Source organism: Streptomyces niphimycinicus, assembly GCF_018883605.1.
GTDB lineage: Bacteria > Actinomycetota > Actinomycetes > Streptomycetales > Streptomycetaceae > Streptomyces > Streptomyces niphimycinicus.
Genome location: NZ_JAHLEM010000042.1, coordinates 19,151 through 34,396, shown reverse-complemented (window position 1 = coordinate 34,396; position 15,246 = coordinate 19,151). Strand labels below are relative to the sequence as shown.

Sequence of the window (15,246 nt, the reverse complement as noted above, 5' to 3'; positions counted from 1 at the left end):
TCGCCCACAGCCCTCGCGAAATCGGGGGCGTCCACGGCATGAGCGAGTTCCTCATCGGCTGCCGAGCACGGCCCGAGCACCGCCATCCGGGCGCTGCGCCCCTTCGCGGTTCTCACCAGGTGAGCCGACCACGCGCCCATCACCCATAACGCGGGATCGTTCCAGAGCAGGCGCGCTCCTACCGGCGTGATCCGCCGACCGCCAGGGGCGCAGCCTCCGAACCACCGCATCAGTCGTCCTCTCGCTCTACGTCGGAAGCGCGACGGCGGCCCCTTTCGGGGGCCGCCGTGCTCGATCAGTCGTACGGTGTGCGCTTGCTCTCGCTGCCGTTTTGATCGCTTCCGCGTGTCAGCGTGGCAGCGTCACCAAGAACGATCACTGCGGGGGGCTCGATGTTCTCCGCGCCCGTCACCGCGTCCGTCTCGCTGGCCTGATGCTTCATGCCCTGCTACCTCCTCCCCATCAGCTCGTGTCCGTGACCGTGATTGAAACGGTCGGGTATCGATCCGCCCTCTGCAAGAGGGCGGATGCCCCGCCCGTCCGGCCCAGAGCGCGTTATGCGCGGACGGACGGTGCGTGTCTCCCGCCGCCGTGTTAGCAGCGGAGATCTTCATCCCGTCCCGGTCGCCGACCTGTCCAGAGGTAGGGAACCGGGACGGGGGATCAGGGGCCACGAGTTGACGCGTTCGCCCAGGCACGAGCAGTGGAAGCGCGTTGCCATTCGCTACGGCGGTCAGCGCTTCGCGGCTGCGCCGAAGCTGGTCTGGCGCGCAGTAGTCGTCCAACTGGCTGGGCCGGGCCCAGACGCATGACTTCACGAGCCAGTCCGACACCACGAGCGCCCCTCTTTTACATCCGGCAGTCGGGATCGCAGTACTCGTCATGGACGTGGCTCTGCCGCACGAAACGGTCGGTCAGGTGGCTCTGCCGGGTGACCTGCGGTTGTTTGCGCTCAGGCGCCCTTGCTGCCTCGTTCTTGGCCGCCTTTATCGTGTGCCTCTTGTTGCCCACGCGATCGTGTTCCTTTTACTCTCGCTTCTTCTGGAAACCCGTGTAGAACTCCCGTGACAGGTCTCCGGGCCATGCGACCACGTCGCACCAAATGCCCTCGGTGATCACAGCCACTCTCCCGGTTCGAACCGGCACGGGCGCGTGATCAGTTCCCGGTAAGTGAAGTGCTCCGGGTTGGCCTTCAAGTGGCCCGTCGCCCAGGAGCGCGCCCCGGCCTGCTCCTCGGTGCGCCCTCCGGTCTGCTCGCACACCGCGCACTGCATGGCGAAGGTGATCGGTTCGGCGTCCGGCTCGATATCGGGGACGAGCTGTCGTCTTCTTCCCGAGGAGCTTTTCGTGCTCTCGGACCTGCGCCGCCAGTTCTTCGACGCGCTGAGACAACTCCTCAAGCGTGGGGCGCTCGTCGCTGCTCTGCTGTCCTCCCTGCCTCTCGGCCGAGGGTGGTTGGCCGCTTACTTAACGGTTCCGTTGGGGCGAGGGCTCGACGGTCGGACGGCTAGATCCAAGTAGAGCTCGCACTCCTTGGCCGTCCACGTGACCGGGTCGCCGTGCCGAGAGCGGAACTCGGAAGCTCCATCGGTTATCGGCGCGGTGACGTTCGGGTCCGCTGCGGCAGGAAGCGGCAGTCGACGTGCGACACTGCGCACATCGACACCAGCGGCGAGCGCATTCGCCGAGGAGGCAAGAACGTGGCAGCACGACCGCGACCAACAGCGCGACGGATCGAACTCGGCCATGAACTAAGACAGTTGCGGCAGCAGGCCGACCTCACCCTTCAGGAGGCCGTCCGCGGCTTCCCTCTGAGTGACACGAAGTTGTACCGAGTTGAGACAGGACTTCAGGATCTCCGAAACTCCGGTGATCTGCGCAAACTGCTCGAACGGTACGGAGTCACGGACGAGGAGAGCATCGATAGGTTGCTGGCGATCCAGCGCGAGGGTTCCAGCCAGGAGTGGTGGACGCAGTTCAAGAGCTCGTTGCCATCCGGCATGCCGAGGTTCGTCGGTGTCGAGTCCGCAGCGCAGGAGATCCAGGCGTATCACCCATGCCTGGTTCTGGGGCTGCTACAAACCGAGGCGTACGCGCGTTCCCTCTGTGAGGTCGCAAAGCCGATAGAGGACACAACCAACGAATTCATCCAGCAGGTAGTCCAGCTCAGGATGAAACGGAAGGAGTCCCTGAAGCGAGAGGAGGATCCAGTCAAGCTATGGGCGATCCTCTACGAGCCCGCACTCCGTTACATCGTCGGTGACCGAGATGTGATGCGCGAGCAGTACGAAGAGATCTCAAAGCTGGCGTCCCTCAACCACGTGACCGTTCAGGTGCTCCCACAGACGGTGCGGGGGTATCTGGCCGAGCACGATTTCAGCATCCTGCATCTCGGCGATGCGCTGCCGTCGACGGTTCAGGTAGATAACGCGTGGAGCGCTACGTCGGTCTCCGACAAGCCCCGCGAGGTTGCAAAGTTCTCGCGGAAGTTCAACGCCCTGGTGGCGTCGTCCTTGCCGCCCGAGGACACCCCAAAGTTCCTGCAAGAACTATCGCGAGAGATCACAGAATGACCACTCACACCCGTACCCTCATCGCCCCCGACCTCGCCGGTATTGCTGACTGGTACAAGTCCTCTTACAGCAACGGCTCCGGCAACAACTGCGTCGAGGTAGCCGACCTGTCCGGGACCTCCTACGACGGGATCGCCATCCGGGACTCCAAGGACCCCGACGGACCTGCCCTGCTGGTGGCGCCGGACGGTTGGACGTCTTTCATCTCCTCCGTCAAGGGCGGGGAGTTTTCCGTCCTCTGAGTTCCTGCAAGCAACGGCTCATACGACGAAAGGCGCCCCGCTCACGGCCATAGCCGTGAGCGGGGCGCAGTGCTTTGTGTGTGTCAGTCGGTGATGGTGAAGCCGTGACGCTTGCCGAGGGCGGTCAGGGAGTTGCAGCCGGGGATGCCGTCAGCCGGCGTCGGCGGCAGCGACGTCCACCGGCTGGTCGTTCCGCAACTGGTCGAACAGGCGCCGCGCCTGTGCCACGTTCCACTGCACGGCGCTGCCCTTGGAGGTCCGGAGGTTGGGGTTGGCCACCGGGACGTTGAGCTGCCTGCCGCCGCCCGAGGTGACGCCCTTCACCGCCTCGAACAGGGACATCAGGTTCCGCAGGCCCATGTCCTTGTCCACGATGAGCGTGTCCAGCCCCGCGCGTACGGTCGGGAAGGCGGCGAACGGGTTGGCCAGGACGCCCGGTGTGGCGGCCTTGTCGGCGAGGGCGGCCAGGAACTTCTGCTGGTTCTGGGTGCGGCCCAGGTCGCCCTTGGCCTCCTGCTTGCGCTGGCGGACGAAGGCGAGCGCCTTCGCGCCGTCCAGGGTGTGGCAGCCCTTTTGCAGGTCCAGCCCGGATTTGGGGTCCTTGATGTCGCGGTCCACGCACATCCGTACGCCGCCCACCGCGTCCACGACGTCCACGAACCCGGAGAAGCCGATCTCCGCGTAGTGGTCGATGCGCAGCCCCGTGTTGCGTTCGATGGTCGAGACGAGCAGATCGGGGCCGCCCATCGAGTACGCGGCGTTCAGCTTGTTCTGGGACGGGGCGAAGGTCTTGCCGGTGTCGGGGCGCAGGAACCCCGGGATGGTCACCCAGGAGTCGCGCGGCAGGCTCATCATCGTGGTGCCGTTGGAGCCGGTGTGCAGCACCATCATCGAGTCGGTGCGGCGGCCCTCGGCCGAGCCGGTGCGCAGGTTCTTCCTGGCCTGCTCGGAGAGGCCCTCCCGGCTGTCGGAGCCCACGATGAGGTAGTTGGTGCCCTTGCCGGGCGGTGGGCGGTCCGGCGACTTGCCGAGGTCGACCTCGCGGTTGAGCTGGGTGTCGGCCCAGACGTAGGCGCTGCCGGAGGCGAGGAGCAGCGCGGAGACGGTCACGATGGCCAGCCGGATGATCCGGCGGCGTCGGCTGAGCGGCTCCTTGGGGGCGCGGCGCCGGACGGTGGGGGTGGGGGTGGGGTCCGGTTCGGCGGGTGCGGGGGTGAGCGCGGGGGTGGCGACGGTCTCCTCGCCCCTGCGGTACGGGGCGGGTTTCGTCGGGACGCCTGGGGTGCCCGGCGCGGGCATGCCCTGGGTCTCCTGGAAGGGGGTCCCCGGCATGGGGGTCCCCTGCACGGGGATGCTCTGCGTCTCCGCCGTGGAGATGTCCCAGGGCTGCTGTCCCGACGGCCGGTTCGCGGCGGCCCACCCGTCCAACCGATCGCTCATGGGCGCAGTCTGCCCAGCGGCCGGAGGGGCCCGCCGTCGCTTCATTGACCTATGACAACTTCGGCGCGGCGTTGAACGCGGGGGTGGTCCCCATCCGTCGATGTCGGCTCGTCGATGCGGTCAGCTCGCCGCCGTCACTTCGACGTCAGGCTCCGGTGCCCCGGCGCCTCGCCCAGCGCCTCGGCGGCCGTCCCCGAGCGCTGGATGCGGTGCCACCGCAACCGCGTCCCGAGCAGCAGGGCGACCACGGACTGGATGACCACCAGATACATCAACTGCCGGTAGACGAAGAGCTGGAACGGCAGTGACCACAGCGCCCGCATCCGCTCGCCGTCCAGCCGCAGCGCGTATCCGGCGCAGACCATCTGGATCGCGAGATAGCCGCACCACACCCCGGCCGCCTGCCCCGGGTCGAGGAAGAGCGCCCCGTACAGGGCGAAGAGGTCGATCACGGGCGCCAGCAGCGGCAGCAGCACCTGGAAGAGCGTGAGATAGCTGAGCCCCCGGCGGCCGAACCGCCCCACCGAGCCCAGGGAGACCACCGCGCGGCGGTGCTTCCACATGGCCTGGAGGGTGCCGTATCCCCAGCGGTACCGCTGGCGCCACAACTGGCGCAGGGAGGTGGGCACTTCGGTCCAGGCGACGGCGGTCTCCTCGTACACCACCCGCCAGCCCGCCCGCCACAGCGCCATGGTCAGGTCGGTGTCCTCGGCGAGGGTGTCCTCGCTGACGCCGCCGACGCCCATCAGCGCGTCCCGCCGGAAGGCCCCGATCGCGCCGGGCACGGTCGGCATGCACTCCAGCACCTCGAACATCCGCCGGTCGAGGTTGAACCCGAAGACGTACTCCAGGTGCTGCCACCGGCCCAGCAGGCTGCGCCGGTTGCCGACCTTGGTGTTGCCGCTCACCGCGCCGATGGCCGGGTGGGCGAGCGGCTGGATGAGCTGGTGGATGGCGTCCGGTTCGAAGACGGTGTCGGCGTCGACCATCACCACGATGTCGTGGTGCGCGTGGGCCAGCCCGGTGTTGAGGGCGGCGGCCTTGCCCGCGTTGGGCCGGCGGACCACCAGCACCCGGGGGTCGTCGACGCTCGCGGCGATATCGGCCGTACGGTCCGTCGACCCGTCGTCGATGACGACGAGCTGGAGGCGCTGATGGGTGGAGGCGAGCAGCGACCGGATGGTGGCCTCGATGCCCGCCTCCTCGTTGTACGCGGGGATGAGCACCGTCACCGGCTCGTTCACCTCGCGCAGCCAGGGCGCGCCGGGCCGGAAGCGGGTGAGCCGCCGGACATGGGTACGGGCGAACAACACGAGCATCAGCAGCCGCAGCACCCCCAGCGCCCCCACGATCCCCAGCACCCAGGTCATGGTGGACACAAAGCCACGGCCGATGGCCGCGACCCAGATCAGCACCCTGCCCTCCCAGCGTTCGAGACCGGAGGCCGGTACGTCGACCGGGGGCACGCCGAGCCCGCCGGTCACCGTGGTGAACTTCTTCGCCCGCGGGTCCTTCAGCAGCTTCTCGGTCTCCTGATACGCGGTGTCCGTTTGGCTGAACTGCCGGACCACGCCCTGCGCGGGCTTCCTGGCCGACCGGTCGGCGGCCACCAGCGCGTACCCCTCCTCGGCGACCCGCAGCGCCGCCTGCCACTCGTCCCCGCACAGCGTGTCCACGTCGGTGGTCAGCGGCAGCCGCAGCAGCCTCGGCTGGACCCCGACCGAGCCCGCCAGCGCCGACTCGGTGAGGGACAGCTCCATCCGGGAGCGGGTGGGAGAGGCGGTGCCCATGTCGGCGCCGGTGTAGGTGTTCGACCCGATCTCATGGCCCTCGGCGCGGATCCGGCGTACGAGATCCGGGTACTGCGCCGCCTTGGCGCCGGAGACGAAGAACGTGGCCCGCGCGTCGTATCTGCGCAGCAGGTCCAGCAGACGCGGGGTCCGGACGGGGTCGGGCCCGCCGTCGTAGGTGAGCGCGACCGTTCCGGCGGGCATGCCCACGGTCCGCACCTGACCGCCGTTGATCTGCACCACCGGCCCACCGTCGGCCAGCGCCCGGGGCACCGGACTGGTGCACGGCCGCCGCGCCTTCGCCGCGTCGACCTCATGGGCGGTCCAGCCCTGGAACATCAGCAGGCCGAACATGAGGGGAAGGACGAGGAGCAGAAGCAGCCAGTGCGCGCGCGGGTCACGGGACCGCTTGTGCCGGCCCCCTCGGGACAAGTCGCTGGATTCCTGGCGTCTTTTCGACCGGTTGCCCTCAAACATGGTTGGTCGCACGGTAGTTGCGGGGCGCGGAGTGGGTCCGGCGACGCAGCGCGAATGGATAAGAATTCCCGGGTCGCCACCCGCCGCGCGGCCGGATCACGTAGTGCGCAACGTGGAAGCGGCCACCTCCGCGCGGCGGCTCTGCTTGACTGACGCCATGACCTCTGCCGATGCGTCCGTCTTCGAGACCACCAGGCCCGCGTCCGCCGACTACCTCAGCCGGCTCGCCGCGAGCGACGCCGGACGCGACTACAAAGGGCGGATGCTGGACGCGCTCGACCTGAGGGCAGGGCTGACCGTCCTCGACGCGGGCTGCGGCCCCGGCGCCGATCTCCCCGCCCTCGCGGAGGCGGTGACCCTCGGCGGTACGGTCATCGGGGTCGACCGCGACCAGGAGATGCTGGACGCGGCGGCGGCGGCGCGCACCGCCGCGCATCCGGGCGTCGAGCTACGGTGGGGCAATATCCACGCACTCCCTCTGGACGACGCCTCGGTGGACCGCGCCCGCACCGACCGGGTGCTTCAGTGGGTGGACGACCCGGCCCGCGCCCTCGCCGAGTTCCACCGGGTGCTGCGGCCGGGCGGGCGGCTGGTGATGGGCGAGCCTGACTGGGACACCCTCGCCGTCGACCACCCCCACCCGTCGCTCTCCCGCGCCTACACCCGCTATGTCACCGAGCAGGTGATCCGCAACGCCGCCATCGGCCGCCAGCTCGCCCGCCTCGCCACCGACGCCGGGTTCCCGGTGCCGGAGGTCATTCCGGCCACCCAGGTCTTCCGCGATGTCCGCGCGGCGGACCGGGTCTTCGGATTCGAGCGCACCACCCGCCGCGCCGTCGAGGCCGGTTACCTCAGCGAGTACCAGGCGGCCGTCTGGCTGCACCACCTCGCCCACCGCCCGTTCTTCGCCTCGGCGACGCTGTACGTGGTGGTGGCGGAGGCGTAGCCGGTCGCGCCCTGGCGGCGTCCGCACCCGGGTGCGCGGGGTGCGCGCCGACGTACGTCGGTGCCCCCCCGACGCCCGCCGGTGGCCCCCCGACGCCCCCCGACGCCCGCCGACGCACGTCGGCGCGCGGCGGACACGGCGCGATCCGATAGCCGGTGAACAGGCGGAGGCCGCCTCCATGGCACTGTCCGTCCGCGTGCCCTGCCGTCGCGCTCGCGGGCCCCCGGGAGCTGACCCGGGACGCCACACACTCCCGCCCCGCCCGGGCCGCACCAAGCACCCGGTTACCTGCCGTTATCACCCGGTCGGCCCCTTCAGGCTGCCGCCGGGTGCCGGAGCGGGCAGAGTGGGGCCGTGGCGCGGCCCGCCGAGCGCACAGGTGCTGGCCGTACCCCCACGGCCATCGAGTGCCCCCGGCCACGCAGGTCAGGAGGCCGCTCAATGGCGGCAGGAGCGAGCAACACCACCGCGAATGACGACTGGGGCAAAGCAAACTTCAACGACATCTACGACTGTCCCGACCCGCGCCCGTACTTCGCGACCCTGCGGCCCCTCGACTACCAGATACCCCACCATGGCCAGTCCGTCTTCCGGGCACTGGTCCATGCCCTGCGCTGCCTGCACCCCGATCGGACGCCGCTGAACGTGGTGGATCTGTGCTGCTCCTACGGGATCAACACAGCTCTTCTCAACTACCGCGTCACGCTGGCGGACCTGTCCACCCGGTACACCTCCCACCACCTCTCCGCCCTGCCGACCCGGCACCTCGCGGCCGAGGACCGGACCTTCTTCGCGGCGCGCCGCCTCCCGGAAGCCGCGACGGCGACAGGCATCGACTCGGCGGCCCGGGCCGTCGGATACGCCCGCGCCATCGGCCTGCTCGACCACGCCTTCGCGGAGAACCTCGAAGTCACCGAACCCAGCCCCGCCCTGCGCCGCGCACTGGCGGGCACGGACCTCATCACCGTCACCGGCGGTGTCGGCTACGTCTTCACCCGGACCTTCGCCAGGCTTCTCGACTCCATGCCGACCCCGCCGTGGGTCGCGGCGTTCGTGCTGCGCACCGTGCCCTACCAGCCGATCGCCGATCTGCTCGCCCGCTCGGGCCTGGTGACGGAGAAACTGCCCACCCGTACCTTCCGGCAGCGCCGCTTCGCCGACAGCGCCGAACGGTACGCGGCGTTCGACACCCTGGCGGTGAACGGACTGCACACGGCGGACAAGGAAGCGGACGGCTACTACCACACCGACCTGTATGTCTCCCGGCCCGCTCCCGACATCGCGGCGCTGCCTCTCGCACGCCTGCTGTAACCCGGGGCGCGACGGTCCACATCCCCGAGGCCGTCTCAGGCGGGCCTGAACCAGGTGGCCAGCGCCTCGTGCAGGCCGTCGTTCGTCGTGCCCTGCCAGGCGATGTAGCAGTCGGGCCGGAGGAGCAGGGCGGTGTCGAGGCCGGGGGCGGGCACGGTGTCGATGTGGGATGACCAGGGGCCCGGGTCGAGGGTGCCGGTGGGGTCCAGGAGGAGGGGGCGGGCGGTGCGGGTCAGGTCGCGCAGGCCCGGCAGGCCGGGCAGGTCCGGGGCCCAGTGGCCGACGAGCGGTCCGGTCGCCGGGCCCATGTCGTACGTGATGTCCGCGCCGGCGAGCAGCCCCGCGATGTGCTGCCGGGCCGTGGGCTGGTCGAGCAGTTCGCCGAACAGCTCGCGCAGCGCCGTCACATCGGCCCCCGGCCGGGTCAGCAACGACTGCGCCTGCGTGTGCATCGCGACCCGGCGCGCCGCCGGGTGCCGTTCCGACTCGTATGTGTCCAGCAGTCCCTCCGCCGCGTGGCCGCGCACCTCCGCCGCCAGCTTCCAGCCGAGGTTCACCGCGTCCTGGAGGCCCAGGTTGAGCCCCGGGCCGCCGATCGCCGAGTGCACATGCGCGGCGTCGCCGAGCAGCAGGACACGGCCCGCGCGGTAGCGCTCGGCGATCCGGGTGTTGCCGCCGAACAGCCGCCGCATGAGATGTGGTCCGGGCCCGGTCGGCGCGCCGAGCGGTACGTCCGCGCCGAGCACCCGGCGGGCGCTGGCCCGCAGCTCGTCCAGCGACGCCTCGCCCTCCGGGGGCTGCCCCCACTCCACGGTGAACAGCTTCGGGTCACCGTCCGGGGACGGCGCCCAGGCGATCAGCCCGTGCTCGGTCCGCAGATGCTGGAACGGCGGGACGGCGCCGAAACCGGGCACGGTGAGGCTGCCGTCCGGGCCGATCAGGTGTGCGGGCACGCTCACATGTCCGGTGCGCGACACCGAGTCGTCGCTCGTCACGCCGGGGAAGTCGATGCCGGTGAGCTTACGGGCCGTGCTGCGCCCGCCGTCCGCGCCGACCAGGAACTCCGCCTCGATCGGCGCCCGCTCGCGCAGCTCGACCGTCACGGACTTCTCGCCCTGTGTCAGCCCGATGACCTCGTGGTCGCGCCGGATGTCGACGCCCAGCTCCGCCGCGCGCTCGGTGAGCATCCGCTCGATGCGGAGCTGCGGCACGAGGAGTGTGTAGAGCGGGTTGTCCGGCAGATCGCTCAGGTCGAGCGGGAACGCGCCGAACGTGAAACGGGGCGCCGGTATGGGCGTGGTGCCGGTGCGGGTGCCGGTGCTGGTGCCGGGCGGGGCCAGCCGCTCGTACAGCCCGCGTCGGTCGAGCATGCGGTTGACCTGGCCCACGAGGCCGTTCGCGCGCTGCGTGTCAGTGGGTTCGGTGAGGCGTTCCAGGACGACCGGGCGCACACCGGCCAGGGCGAGTTCGCAGGCGAGCATCAGGCCGTTGGGCCCCGCGCCTGCGATGACGACCTCGATCATGGATTCCCTTTCGGGGCAGGGGATGTGGGGGAGTTACGGGGTGGACAGCCCCGCCGCGATCAGGGCGAGAGCATCCGTGAGCAGGCGGCGCACCGGCACGGCCGCGTCGGTGCGGAGATGGTGGGCGATGGCGGTGTTGACCGCGCCCATGACCGCCGAAGCGACGAGGTGCGGGTACAGGTCCTGCTCCAGGTCGCCGCCGGTACGTTCCGCGACGGCCGCCGCGATCTCGGCCTCGGCGACGGCCCCGGCCCGCAACATCTCGCCCCGCAGGGCCGGTTCCGCGACCATCACCCGCACACCCGCTGTCCACTGCGCCACGTCGGCGGCCGGGGGATGGGCCATCGACTCCACGTCCGACGCGAAATGCCGCAGTACGGAGTCGGTGATCGCGTCCCACAGCGGCTCGTCCGACCGCTCGCGCAACGCCTCCGCGACGCGCAGACAGCGGTCGAGGTGGCGGAACGCGATCGCCTCGGCCTTGCTCGAGAAGTAGTTGTTGAACGTACGCGGTGAGACACCGGCCGCCTCGGCGATGTCCTCCACCTTCACCTTGTCGAACCCGCGCTCCACGGTCAGCCGGATCGCGGCCCAGCTCAGCGCCGCGTGCGTCTGGGCCTTCTTACGCTCTCGCAGTCCCATGGGGCGAGCGTAACAAAATGTGCGCGCCCCGCAAATGTGCGGGGCACGCAATTTTAAGGGGTGAGAGGCCAGCGATGTCCGTCCGGAAGGTGCCACGCGTAGTGGTGTCCGTCGGCCTCGCGGGCATAGCCGAAACGGTCTTGAGCGGGGCGGCCGTGGTCGTTCCACCACTGCCACGCGGCCTCCGCTCGCCGCCACAGGTCGGCGCTCCCGCCGTACGTGACGGTGGTGGTGTGCTCATCGTCGATCGGGGCGCGTGCCCATGTGCCGTCGCGCCGCTGGAGCTGGAGGGACATGGCGCCGGTCTCGTCGTCCACGTGATAGACCAGCTCGGCGCCGGGAAGATGGAAGGCGAGCAGCAGCCGGAGCGGATAGTGCGCGCGGATGTCGGTAGCGGTGACGGAGGCGGAACGGGACCCGGCTTGGGGCGCGTAGGGCGCCCGCCCGGGGCGCGGGTAGGCATGAGCGTCACTGCGGGCGGCCATGAAACGTCCGGTTGTGGTGGTGAAGTGGCCCAGGGCGCGGCGCTCTTCGTCCACCGTCAGGCGGACCAGGCCACCCTCGATACCCATGGACACGTCGGCGAGGATCGTGCCGCCGGGCCGAGTCTGCTCGATCCAGGCGACCGGAATCCGGGGGACCGAGCAGGTCGCGATGGTCCGGTCGAACGGCGCGTGCCCGGGGAACCCCTGTTGCCCGTCTCCAGCGGTGAGGTGCGGCCGGTACTCCGCGGAGGCGAGCCGCCCACGGGCGGCTTCGACGAGCGCGGGGGAGACATCGACGGAGTGCACCAGGCGATCGCCCAGCCGGGCGCACAGCAGGGCGGCGTTGTAACCCGTGCCGGTACCGACTTCCAGCACTCGGTGGCCGTCCTCCACGCCCAGGTCCTCCAGCATCTGTGCCATGAGGCTGGGCAATGTGCTGGAGGACGTCGGAACGCCGGTCCATGCTCGCTCGTCGACGCGTTCGGCGGTGTCGGGGTCGAGCGCCGTGACAAGGGTCTGGTCGCTGTAGACGGCGGCTTGCCAGGCGTCACGGTCGCCCGCGTCATGTCGGCGCCAAACGGTGATGCCCCTGTTGTCGGCCTCCTGTCCGTACCACTCGGGCACGAAGATATGGCGCGGCACACTGGCGAACGCCTCGGCCCAGGCGGCCGAACGGATCGCTCCCACCCGCCGCAAGTCCTCGACCAGCGAGCGCAGTCGCGGCGGCGTGCCGTCGAAGCGGGGGACACTCACGTGGGTACTCCTTGCAGTTCATCGGCGATGGCTTCGGCGATGGGCAGACCCGTGGCGCCTTGAATCCAGTCCCACTGTCCGCATGGATTCGCCTCCAGGAACGTCCATGCTCCCGATGGTGAGACGACGAAATCGAGAGCGGCGAAGCGAAGGCCCAGGCGGCCCATCAGGCAGTGCACCCCATCGGCGACGTCCGCAGGCGCCTCGGTCGGGTGATAGGTGAGGGAACCGTAGTCGCTGCGCCAGTCCTCATGTCCTCGGGCGCTCCGGGCGTGGACCTCTGCCGCGAGTAGCCGGTCGCCCGCGATGGTGAGCCGGACTTCATGCGCCTTTTCGATCCAGGCTTGGAAGAGATGGGCGGTGGTGTCGATGCCGTGTAGATCGACCAGATCGTGCGGGGAGAGGCACCGGGTGTAGACGGTCTTGAGCGTATTGCCCTCGATGAATACCGGTGATGCTACGGGTTTGCAGATGATCAGGCCCGGGATGTCCTCGGCGAATGCTCTGACGGCATCGGGGTCGTTCGTCACGAGGGTCGGGGGGATGGCGAGGCCGCACTCACGTGCTGTTGCGAGTTGGATCGGTTTGTACTCGGCGCGAGTCATCGCCGCTGGGTGGTTGACCCACCGGGCGTCGAGCGCCGAGATCACTCCGCCGAACCCCGCGCGTGCCTGTGCCGCGGCGAACCGTCGTTCGGCCTCGGACATTCCGTCCGCGAGCCGGAACTGATGAGGTGCGCGGAAGTAGACGGCTTCGACGTCCGAGAGTTCGACAGCCCGATGAGTGGTGGCGAGTCCGCCCGACCATCCCCGCCGGGTGTCGATGCGCCCAGCGAGGATGGCCTGCTGCGGAAAGTCCGCGGTGTCCATCCGGAATACCCGCGCACCTCGGTTGGTGAGTACGTTCACGACGCGGTCCGTCGGCCAGTCGTCGCGGGCGGCGATCACGAGGATGGTGGGCATGGCCTCAATCCTTCGCGCCCTCATCGAGGGGCGGCGGATTGGTCATATTGCCGTCGGGAACGGTGGGGTTGTGAGTGGCCATGTACGGCAGCGGGCCGTCGTAGAGGCCGACCGACATCTGTGCTTCCTCGTCGTAGACAGCCAGTGGTTTCTCGACCGCTTGCGTGGAGTCGGGCACACGGGCGAAACGAAGAATCCATGGGCGTGTAGTGGAGTCCGAGGGCCCCTCGTCGCTCTGTGGAATCCGCTCGCCATGGGGTAAGAGCGGAAACGCCTCACGTGGATGCGCCAACGTGGTCACTGTTCGCTGTCCTTTCCTCGGGATGCCCGAAGCGGCAAGAACCAGTATGGTCCCGTTCGCCTTGGTTACAGCTCGTTTGTGCATCGATCGGTGGGGAGCGAGGCGGTCAGGTCCAGCTCGGCCCAGATCTCCTTGCCGACGGTCCGCTCCCGCACGCCCCAACGCGCCGCGAGGGCACGGACGATGAGCAGGCCACGGCCGTGCCTGTCGCGGGGCGACGGGTGGCGAGGTCGGGGGAGTCGCTCGCCCCGGGGATCGGATACGGCGATACGTAAGCGGGTTTTGGTGAGGGTGAGCTGGACCCGGAAGAGCCGCCCGGGAATGCGAGCGTGCCGTACGGCGTTGGTGGCCAGCTCGGACACGATGAGCGCGGCGTCGTCGGCGAGCGCGGGATGGCCCCACTCGGCGACGAGTCGCGTGGCGTGCTGGCGGGCCCTGGTCACGCTTATCGGTGTCGGGACGTAGTCGACGCGGCCCTCGTCGACGATGGGGTCGCTGGGGTCCGGGATCCGGGGGTCTTGGGGCGCGAATGCCATCGCGTACCTCCAGTGGGCAGGGCAGGGCGGAGCGCGTCCGCCAACTGACGCCCCTGTGCGAGCGGTTCCTTACGGACCGTAGCCCTGTAGGTGTGATCGGTTCAACTCCACTGAGGAAAATTCAACCGATCTCGCTTGCGAGGTGCTTCGCTACGCTCCAGACTGGCGTCACATCACGGAGGAGAGGTACGCAGTGACAGAGGGTCAGTCCACCCAAGGGAACAGCACATCAAGCGTCTTGGGGAGGAGACTGGGCGCCGAGCTGATGAGCCTCCGGACCAGAGCGGGCCTGACGCAGACGCACGCGGCGAAGGCGCTCAGCGCTTCGACGGGCAAGGTCGCCAAGATGGAGGGCGGGTGGGTTCCCGTCCGGGACCCGGACATCCGCGCCCTGTGCACCCTGTACGGCACCAACGACCCTGCGACGGTGGGCGCGCTGCTGGAACTGGCGCGCATCGACCGCGAACGCCGTAAGGCGAAGGGTTGGTGGAACGATGTCGCACTCACGCGAACGATGCGGGAGTACGTGCCTCTGGAGAACGCGGCCACGGTCGTCAAGGCATGGCAGGTGTCGCTGATTCCTGGCCTGCTCCAGACCCCGGACTACATTCGGTCGTTGCGACGCGAATGGGTTCCAGATGATGACCCCGATCAGGTCGAGGCGTTTGTCACCTCCAGGGCGGCTCGTCAGCAGAGGCTTTCCGGGGACAACCCGCTCTCCCTCCGGGTCGTCATTTCGGAGGCGGCGCTGCGTGCTCCCGTGGCCGAGCCCGAGATGCTGCGGAAGCAGTTGGAGAGCCTCCTCGACTGGAGCGAGCGCCCCAATGTCACGATTCAGGTGCTTCCCTTCGGCGCCGGGATGACTCGCGCGCTCGCGGGCTCCTTCAACGTTCTTTCGTTCGCTGAGCCGGGCGCCATGGACGTGGTGTTCCTGGAGTTGGCGTTCTCCACGACATGGGTCGAGGGTGGCGAAGGCGCTGCGCGGCACGTAAGACTGTTCGAGGAGACTGCGCGGGGCGCTCTGCCCGAGGCCGAGTCCCGAGCCTTCATCGGGACACTCATCAAAGGACTGTGAGCTGTGACAACCTTCGTCTTCCGTAAGTCGAGCTACAGCGGCGGAGAGGAAGAGTGCGTCGAGGTGGCCACGAACCTGCCCGGCACCGTGGCGATACGCGACTCCAAGAACCCCGGCGGCCCGATACTCCGCTGCGCGCCCGCCACCTGGGTCGAATTCCAAGCCGCACTCGTCCAGAACGCCATGTGAC

General features: G+C 69.3%; 16 protein-coding genes. 6 read left to right on the top strand and 10 right to left on the bottom strand.

Going from position 1 to position 15,246, the window contains the following annotated elements; all coding sequences use genetic code 11:
* Window positions 1-295: 295 nt before the first annotated feature.
* Window positions 296-442 carry an albusnodin family lasso peptide gene (locus KN815_RS05555; protein ID WP_253208784.1) on the bottom strand — a complete coding sequence of 49 codons (147 nt, stop codon included), beginning with the start codon at window positions 440-442 and terminating at the stop codon, window positions 296-298.
* Window positions 443-1,115: 673 nt separating this feature from the next.
* Window positions 1,116-1,400 carry a DUF7848 domain-containing protein gene (locus KN815_RS05550; RefSeq protein WP_372458270.1) on the bottom strand — a complete coding sequence of 95 codons (285 nt, stop codon included), beginning with the start codon at window positions 1,398-1,400 and terminating at the stop codon, window positions 1,116-1,118.
* 300 nt (window positions 1,401-1,700) lie between these two features.
* Here KN815_RS05550 and KN815_RS05545 point away from each other — a divergent pair, with 300 nt between their 5' ends.
* Both KN815_RS05545 and KN815_RS05540 read left to right on the top strand, forming a co-directional pair.
* Window positions 1,701-2,573, top strand: coding sequence for a helix-turn-helix domain-containing protein (locus tag KN815_RS05545; protein WP_216340614.1), 873 nt, complete (start codon window positions 1,701-1,703; stop codon window positions 2,571-2,573).
* Window positions 2,570-2,815, top strand: a complete 246-nt coding sequence (locus KN815_RS05540) for a DUF397 domain-containing protein (protein WP_216340613.1) — start codon at window positions 2,570-2,572, stop codon at window positions 2,813-2,815. The genes KN815_RS05545 and KN815_RS05540 overlap by 4 nt, the downstream gene beginning before the upstream one ends.
* Before the next feature lie 150 nt (window positions 2,816-2,965).
* On the opposite strand, the gene KN815_RS05535 is transcribed toward KN815_RS05540, so the two are convergent.
* Window positions 2,966-4,255 carry an LCP family glycopolymer transferase gene (locus KN815_RS05535; RefSeq protein WP_216340612.1) on the bottom strand — a complete coding sequence of 430 codons (1,290 nt, stop codon included), beginning with the start codon at window positions 4,253-4,255 and terminating at the stop codon, window positions 2,966-2,968.
* Window positions 4,256-4,389: 134 nt separating this feature from the next.
* Complete coding sequence (locus KN815_RS05530; protein ID WP_216340611.1) at window positions 4,390-6,522, bottom strand: bifunctional polysaccharide deacetylase/glycosyltransferase family 2 protein; 2,133 nt, start codon at window positions 6,520-6,522, stop codon at window positions 4,390-4,392.
* 157 nt (window positions 6,523-6,679) lie between these two features.
* Here KN815_RS05530 and KN815_RS05525 point away from each other — a divergent pair, with 157 nt between their 5' ends.
* The gene (locus tag KN815_RS05525; protein WP_216340610.1) at window positions 6,680-7,468 is read left to right on the top strand and encodes a methyltransferase domain-containing protein; all 789 of its coding nucleotides are present in this window, start codon (window positions 6,680-6,682) and stop codon (window positions 7,466-7,468) included.
* A 441-nt stretch (window positions 7,469-7,909) separates the two neighbouring features.
* The gene (locus tag KN815_RS05520) at window positions 7,910-8,779 is read left to right on the top strand and encodes a hypothetical protein (protein ID WP_216340609.1); all 870 of its coding nucleotides are present in this window, start codon (window positions 7,910-7,912) and stop codon (window positions 8,777-8,779) included.
* Between the two features lie 35 nt (window positions 8,780-8,814).
* On the opposite strand, the gene KN815_RS05515 is transcribed toward KN815_RS05520, so the two are convergent.
* From KN815_RS05515 to KN815_RS05490, 6 genes are all read right to left on the bottom strand, one after another.
* Entirely contained in the window at window positions 8,815-10,302 is a 1,488-nt protein-coding gene (locus KN815_RS05515; RefSeq protein WP_216340608.1) for an FAD-dependent monooxygenase, read from the bottom strand.
* Window positions 10,303-10,335: 33 nt separating this feature from the next.
* On the bottom strand, window positions 10,336-10,944 hold the full coding sequence (locus KN815_RS05510) for an acyl-CoA-like ligand-binding transcription factor (protein ID WP_216340607.1): 609 nt from the start codon (window positions 10,942-10,944) through the stop codon (window positions 10,336-10,338).
* Window positions 10,945-10,997: 53 nt separating this feature from the next.
* Window positions 10,998-12,182, bottom strand: a complete 1,185-nt coding sequence (locus tag KN815_RS05505) for a methyltransferase domain-containing protein (RefSeq protein WP_253208783.1) — start codon at window positions 12,180-12,182, stop codon at window positions 10,998-11,000.
* Entirely contained in the window at window positions 12,179-13,144 is a 966-nt protein-coding gene (gene tgmB / locus KN815_RS05500) for an ATP-grasp ribosomal peptide maturase (protein ID WP_216340606.1), read from the bottom strand. The genes KN815_RS05505 and tgmB overlap by 4 nt, the downstream gene beginning before the upstream one ends.
* Window positions 13,145-13,148: 4 nt before the next feature.
* Window positions 13,149-13,445, bottom strand: a complete 297-nt coding sequence (gene tgmA / locus KN815_RS05495) for a putative ATP-grasp-modified RiPP (protein ID WP_216340605.1) — start codon at window positions 13,443-13,445, stop codon at window positions 13,149-13,151.
* A 65-nt stretch (window positions 13,446-13,510) separates the two neighbouring features.
* A complete protein-coding gene (locus tag KN815_RS05490) occupies window positions 13,511-13,981 on the bottom strand; it encodes an ATP-binding protein (protein ID WP_216340604.1) in 471 nt (156 codons plus the stop codon).
* 142 nt (window positions 13,982-14,123) lie between these two features.
* Here KN815_RS05490 and KN815_RS05485 point away from each other — a divergent pair, with 142 nt between their 5' ends.
* Both KN815_RS05485 and KN815_RS05480 read left to right on the top strand, forming a co-directional pair.
* Complete coding sequence (locus tag KN815_RS05485; protein WP_308403636.1) at window positions 14,124-15,056, top strand: helix-turn-helix domain-containing protein; 933 nt, start codon at window positions 14,124-14,126, stop codon at window positions 15,054-15,056.
* A 3-nt stretch (window positions 15,057-15,059) separates the two neighbouring features.
* A complete protein-coding gene (locus KN815_RS05480) occupies window positions 15,060-15,245 on the top strand; it encodes a DUF397 domain-containing protein (protein WP_216340602.1) in 186 nt (61 codons plus the stop codon).
* Window position 15,246: the final 1 nt, after the last annotated feature.